Genomic DNA, 6,463 nt, shown 5'->3' on the forward strand with positions numbered 1-6,463 from the left:
GTATGCGTGTACTGGGTTTGATTCCATTACTGTTTTCTCTGACCATGCCGGTGATGGCACTTGAGGCGCCACAGGGGCCCGTCATTTTGAAGGTGACCGGCAATGTGCTGCCGGCCGAAGCGACGGAGGGGGTGGTCTCCTTCGATCTCGCCATGCTCAAGGCCCTGCCGCAGCATGAGATAGTGACCAGCAATCCCTGGGTCGACAAACCGCACAAGTATGTGGGGCCCAAGTTGGCGGATGTCTTGGCTGCCGTCGGTGCGGATGGCAAGGCGATCACCTTGACGGCCTTGAACAGTTTTCAGATCAGGATCAACTGGGATAAGGTCAGGCAATACGACCCGATTCTGGCCTGGCAAGATGACGGGGTCACCATGCGGGTACGGAATAAGGGACCGCTTTGGTTTATCCTACCGCTGGATCAGTATCCCGAGCTGAAACGCTCGGAGTTTACCGACATGATGATTTGGCAACTGAATGCCATTGATATTCAGCATTGATGTAGTGGCTTGCGGGAGTACGAGTGAAAGCAAAGACCAAGGCGTGGCCTTTACTCATCGTTCTTTACCTATCCATCCTGTTGTTCACAGGAAGCACTCTCTATTGCCTCGCGCAGATACAGAATGCGACCCGAGTGATGGAGAGGTACACCTATGACGTCTCCTGGGCCCTGATGCAGTTGCAACTGGAGTTGGGGCGCTTCCTCAACTCCGTCGAGATCTACCATTATGGCGGCATTGATCACGATACCCTGATGCTGCGTTACGACATCCTGTGGAGCCGCACCCCCATCCTACTCAGTGGCCAGTTGCGTCAGAGCATGAAGGACAAGCAGAAGACCTTGCGGCTGGTGCAGCTGATCGAAAGCAACATTCGCGAGATGGAGCCCAATATCACCAATCTGAAGGCGGGGACACCCGATTATCAGCAGATATTGATGCGCCTGGTTCCTCTGCAGGAGCCACTCTCCTATTCTCTCGCCTCCGTGATGCAGAAGAACATCAACGTCTATTCAGGCAATGACAAACGCTTTGGCCAGCTGCGCAATGCGCTGCTGTTCATGGTCTCAGGGCTGGTGCTGTCGGTGATGCTGCTGAGTGGTTTGTTGATCCGCGAGGCCCGCCGCCATTTCAGAGCAGCACGGGTCGACCCCCTGACCGGACTCTCGAACCGGCTGGCCTTGCTGGAGAAAATGGAGTCCTACGCTACCAAGGAGACGCCGTTTGGCCTGGTGCTGGTGGACATCAACGATTTTCGCGACATCAACAGCAAGTTCGGCTACAACACCGGTGATTTCCTGTTGCAGGAGCTGGCAAAGCGAATGCGCAGTTTGTGTGAAAACGGTGAGTGGGTGGCCCGGCTGGGCGGCGATCAGTTTGCCATGATCCAGCGTGAAAGCAGTGACCTGCGCCAGGTGAGGGAGCTGGTGGCCCGCCTGCTGCATGCGCTCAAGCAGGACATCATCATCGACAACTACCCATTCCGCCTGGAGGTGGGTATCGGCATCGCCTTCTTCCCGATGGACAGCAAGCATACTCAGGAGCTGCTCAGCCGCGCCGAGCAGGCCTTGTTTCACAGCCGCAAGACCCATGTGCCATACGTCATCTACGACAACTCGTTGCTCAATGAAACGGCGCGCCGCAAGCATTTGGCAAGCGACATGATCATGGCGCTCGAGCACAATGCACTCGAGCTCTATTACCAGCCCATCGTCAATCTCGAGAGTGGCCGCTGCGAGGCGGTGGAAGCCTTGCTGCGCTGGCGTCACCCTGAGTTGGGTTTCATTCCACCCAACGAGGTGATCCAGGTTGCCGAGGAGTTCCAGCTGGCCGAGAAGCTGGGCAGCTGGGTATTGAACACGGCCTGCGAGCAGCTCTATCAGTGGCAGCAACTGGGTTTGGTTGATTTGCAGATGTGCGTCAATATCTCGCCTGGCATGTATCAGCGCAATCTGTTGAAGCTGGTTGCCAAGGCATTGATGGACCACCATATTCCGGCCGCCAGCCTGGTGCTGGAGGTGACGGAAGACACCACCATGCGCGAGGTGAAAAACTCCCTGCAACTAATGCAGGATCTCAATCAGCAGGGGGTACAGCTGGCACTGGATGACTTTGGCACTGGCTACTCCTCGCTCAGTTATCTGCAGAAGCTGCCGGTCAGCAAGGTGAAGATCGATCGCTCCTTCATCCAGGGGATCGATACGTCGATCGAGGCATCCGAGCTGGTCGCCAACATCTGCCGGATGGGTTCCATGCTGGGCAAGAGTCTGGTGTGTGAAGGGATAGAAACTCAGGCTCAGCTCGACGTGTTGCGCACCCTCACTGATATTCATCTCTATGGTCAGGGCTATCTGTTCAGCCGCCCAGAACAGGCGGAGAAGGTTTATCAAACCCTGCTGGAGATGGAAGAAGAGTGGCTGGAGCGGCGTCAACCGGACAAGGCGTATTTAATTTAGCCAAAATGGCTCATGCTTGGCCCAAGATGGCCGATAGTCTTAAAGCAGGAGGTACACCATGGATATATCTAGTTCTGCATCTGCGTCATTTGGTTCTGCATTGATGACGGCCAGCCTGGCCAAGAAACAACAGACCCAAGAAGGTGAATCTGCATTGAAACTGCTGCAAACAGCAGCTCAATCAGCACCGGTTGCACCGACATCGGCCAACGCTTCTTTGGGAAGTAACATCGATATTCGCGTCTGACCCTAACGAAAAAGCCCCCATCCAGTCGATGGGGGCTTTTTTATGTCTGCGATATCGCGATGTCTATCTTGGCTCAGACCGGAAAAGGGGCTGGCGCCTCGAAGGTCATCCGCTCGCCGCTGCGGGGGTGGCTGATGGTCAGACTGGCCGCATGCAGGTAGAGATGGGGGGCAGCCGCCAGCGCATCCGGATGGGCGTAGAGATTGTCACCCAGAATCGGGTGCCCCAGCTCCAGCATATGGACGCGCAACTGGTGCGAGCGACCCGTGATGGGAGTCAGCTTGATCAGGCTGTTACCATTCTCTACCTTCAATTTTTCCCACAGGGTAAGAGCGTGACGGCCCTCCTCGTGGTCCACCTTCTGCTTCGGCCGGTTGGGCCAGTCGACGCAGAGCGGCAGGTCGACCTGACCCGACGCTGCCTCCGGCTCGCCCCACACCCAGGCGAGGTAGTGCTTCTCGGTCTCGCGCTCGCGAAATTGCCGACTCAGCTCCCGATGGGAATTGGGATTGAGGGGAATGACAATGACGCCAGTGGTGGACATGTCGAGGCGATGAGCCGCCGCTGCCTTGGGATGCTGCTGCTTTACCCGATGCAGGACGCTGTCTTCATTCTCGGGGCCGCGCCCGGGGACGCTCAGCAGGCCAGTGGGCTTGTTGACCACCATGATGTCCTTGTCCTTGAACAGGATATCGAGCCAGGGTTCCAGAGGCGGTGAGTATTCAAACATAAATGTCTCGCATCAGAAGGTGGGGGCAAGCCCCCATCAGTTATGAGTAACCACAATCATAAAGGGCATGGCATCCGGCATGAGCCGGTCATGTCTCTTCAGTATCGCGTCAGTTATGGGTGACCACGATAAAGCGGATGGCATCCAGCTTGAGTTGGGTCTGATCGATCAGGTGGTGCAATTCTGCCTGCAGATTGCGCAGATAATCCAGTTCGCTGTCGCGCACGTTCGGGTTGACCGCCTTGAGCGCTTCCAGCCTGTCCAGATCCTGTTGCAGGGTCTGCGCCATCTGGGCGCGGGCCTTGTCGACAATCCCGCCTTTCAGCTCTTCGGCAATGGCCTGGCCCTTGCCAATCAGACCGTGGATCACCGGTTGGGACGCGGTGACCAGCTTGCTGCCGAGGTGGCGGTTGACCGGCGTCAGCTGGCGGTTGAAGGCATCGAACGCCACTTTTTCGCCCAGATTCTGGCCGTTCTTGTCCATCAGCAGACGGATCGGGGTCGGCGGCATGAAGCGATAGAGCTGGGGATGGGCCGCAGACTCGGCAACGAAGATCAGCTCAAGCAGGATGGAGCCGATAGGCAGCGCCTTGTTCTTGAGCAGCGCAACCGAGGTCGCACCGATCTCGGAGCCGAGGATCAGGTCGATACCGCCGCGCATCATGGGGTGATCCCAGGAAAGCAGCGCCATGTCATCCCGCGACAGAGCGGTGTTGCGATCGAAGGTGATGGTCATGCCGTCTTGCGGCAGGCCCGGGAAGCTGGAGACCAGCATGTGATCCCCCGGGGTCAGCACCAGCGCGTTCTCGCCACGGTCATCCTGATTGACGCCGATCTCGTCGAACATCTTGAGAGCGAAGGAGATCATGCCGGTGTCGTCATCTTCGGCGGCGAGCTTGTCGACCAGCTGCTGGGCGGCGGCGCCACCGCTGGAGTGGATCTCCAGCAGGCGATCGCGACCCTGTTCCAGCCGGGCCTTGAGCGGCTCGTGCAGCTCGCGAGTCTTGACCAGCAGGGCGTCGAGGGGGGCCTGATCGCCGGTGTTGGCGGCCAGCAGCTCGAACAGCTCGTCACGCACCGCTTCAAATACCGGACGGGCAGTCGGGCAGGTCTGCTCGAACGCATCCAGACCATCGTGATACCAGAGCTGCAGGGCGCGCTGGGAGGTGCCCTCCAGATAGGGAACGTGGATCTCGACGGTATTCTGCTGACCGATACGGTCCAGTCGACCGATGCGCTGCTCCAGCAGATCCGGGTTGAGGGGCAGATCGAACAGCACCAGATGGCTGGCAAACTGGAAGTTGCGACCCTCTGAGCCAATCTCGGAGCAGAGCAGCACCTGAGCGCCCCCCTCTTGCTGAGCGAAATAGGCTGAGGCTTTGTCTCGCTCGAGGATAGACATCCCTTCATGGAACACGGCCCCACGGATCCCTTCACGGGTACGCAGCGCCTCTTCCAGCGCGATGGCGGTGGCAGCTTCGGAGCAGATCACCAGTACCTTCTGCTGGCGGGCAGAGAGCAGCAGTTCCAGCAACCATTCGACGCGGGGGTCGAACTGAGTCCAGGTAGCGTTGTCGCCTTCGAATTGCTGGAAGATCTTCTCCGGATAGAGGTAGCGCAGGGCGCGGGTCTGCAGATCGCCGCCATTGCCACCCATCATGCCCATCACCTTGATGGCGGTCTTGTACTGCTCTGGCAGCGGCATGGGGTAGACGTTGAGGTGACGCTCGGGGAAGCCCTGAATATTGGCGCGGCTGTTACGGAACAGCACCCGGCCGGTGCCGTGCTGGTCCAGCAGCTTGGCGACCGCCTGCTGACGGGCAGCTGCATCGCTCAAGTCCAGCCCTTCCAGCTGGCTGGCAAGGATTCTTTTAGCTTCATCGCTCAGGGTCTCGCCATCCAGCAGCTCTTGCGCTGCGCTGGCGACCTGACCATAGGCCTGCTCCTCGGCGAGGAAGGCGTCGTAGTCGTAGAAACGTTCCGGGTCGAGCAGGCGCAGACGGGCAAAGTGGCTCTGGTGGCCCAGCTGATCCGGGGTGGCGGTCAGCAGCAGCACGCCCGGCACCTGTTCGGCCAGCGCTTCGACCATCTCATAGGCACGGCTCGGCGCCTCTTCGCTCCACTCCAGATGGTGGGCTTCGTCGACAACCAGCAGATCCCACTCGGCTTCCAGCACCTGTTCGAAGCGACGACGCTTCTTGCGCAGGAAGTCGAGACTGCAGATCACCAGCTGTTCGGTCTCGAAGGGGTTCTCCGCATCGGCGAACGCCTCGATGCAGCGCTCCTCGTCAAACAGAGAGAAGTGCAGGTTGAAGCGGCGCAGCATTTCAACCAGCCACTGGTGCTGGAGAGTCTCGGGCAGCAGAATGAGCACGCGATGGGCGCGGCCGGAGAGCAACTGCTGGTGAATGATCATGCCTGCTTCGATGGTCTTGCCCAGACCTACCTCATCGGCCAGCAATACACGCGGGGCGTAGCGGTGACCTACTTCATGGGCGATATAGAGCTGGTGCGGGATCAGGCTGACCCGGCCACCGGCCAGACCGCGAGTCGGGTTGCGGCGACGTTGGTGCTGGTTGATCAACGCCTCGTAGCGCAGGGTAAAGCGGGACATCCGGTCAATCTGGCCGGCGAACAGGCGATCCTGCGGCTTGTTGAACTTGATGAAGTTGTTGAGAAACACTTCCTTGAGGGCAACGGGCTCATCATTGTCGGTACGCACACCGACATATATAAGCAGGCCGTCTTTCTCCTGCACTTCTTCGACCGTCATGGTCCAGTCTTCGTGACTGGCTATCTGATCGCCCACATTGAAGCTGACCCGGGTCACCGGCGCCTCTTCTTTGGCATACATGCGGTTTTCACCGGTAGCCGGAAACAACAGGGTAACCATGCGTCCTTCAACAGCAACGACAGTCCCCAACCCCAGATCCGTCTCTGTATCACTAATCCAACGCTGGCCAAGTGCAAAAGGCATTAAACTCTCCAAAGCCCAAGAGTGTGTGAATCGCAAAGGGGCGCTATGTTACCC

The 6,463-nt window shown here is 58.6% G+C and carries 5 protein-coding genes; 3 read left to right on the forward strand and 2 right to left on the reverse strand.

What is annotated here, in order from left to right; all coding sequences use genetic code 11:
* Positions 1 to 2: 2 nt before the first annotated feature.
* The 3 genes from AHA_RS04345 to AHA_RS04355 are packed head-to-tail and all read left to right on the forward strand — an operon-like array spanning position 3 to position 2,702.
* Positions 3 to 500 (forward strand): molybdopterin-binding oxidoreductase, encoded by a 498-nt coding sequence (locus tag AHA_RS04345; RefSeq protein ID WP_164927550.1) that lies wholly within the window; start codon positions 3 to 5, stop codon positions 498 to 500.
* A gap of 23 nt (positions 501 to 523) precedes the next feature.
* The gene (locus AHA_RS04350) at positions 524 to 2,455 is read left to right on the forward strand and encodes a putative bifunctional diguanylate cyclase/phosphodiesterase (RefSeq protein ID WP_011704806.1); all 1,932 of its coding nucleotides are present in this window, start codon (positions 524 to 526) and stop codon (positions 2,453 to 2,455) included.
* 58 nt (positions 2,456 to 2,513) lie between these two features.
* A complete protein-coding gene (locus AHA_RS04355) occupies positions 2,514 to 2,702 on the forward strand; it encodes a hypothetical protein (RefSeq protein ID WP_073348952.1) in 189 nt (62 codons plus the stop codon).
* A gap of 73 nt (positions 2,703 to 2,775) precedes the next feature.
* Here the strand turns inward: AHA_RS04355 and rluA are convergent, their stop codons facing one another.
* Together rluA and rapA are read right to left on the reverse strand one after the other, a co-directional pair.
* On the reverse strand, positions 2,776 to 3,432 hold the full coding sequence (gene rluA, locus AHA_RS04360) for a bifunctional tRNA pseudouridine(32) synthase/23S rRNA pseudouridine(746) synthase RluA (protein ID WP_011704807.1): 657 nt from the start codon (positions 3,430 to 3,432) through the stop codon (positions 2,776 to 2,778).
* A gap of 109 nt (positions 3,433 to 3,541) precedes the next feature.
* On the reverse strand, positions 3,542 to 6,409 hold the full coding sequence (gene rapA / locus AHA_RS04365; protein WP_011704808.1) for an RNA polymerase-associated protein RapA: 2,868 nt from the start codon (positions 6,407 to 6,409) through the stop codon (positions 3,542 to 3,544).
* Positions 6,410 to 6,463: the final 54 nt, after the last annotated feature.

It is taken from the genome of Aeromonas hydrophila subsp. hydrophila ATCC 7966 (assembly GCF_000014805.1).
Lineage (GTDB): Bacteria > Pseudomonadota > Gammaproteobacteria > Enterobacterales > Aeromonadaceae > Aeromonas > Aeromonas hydrophila.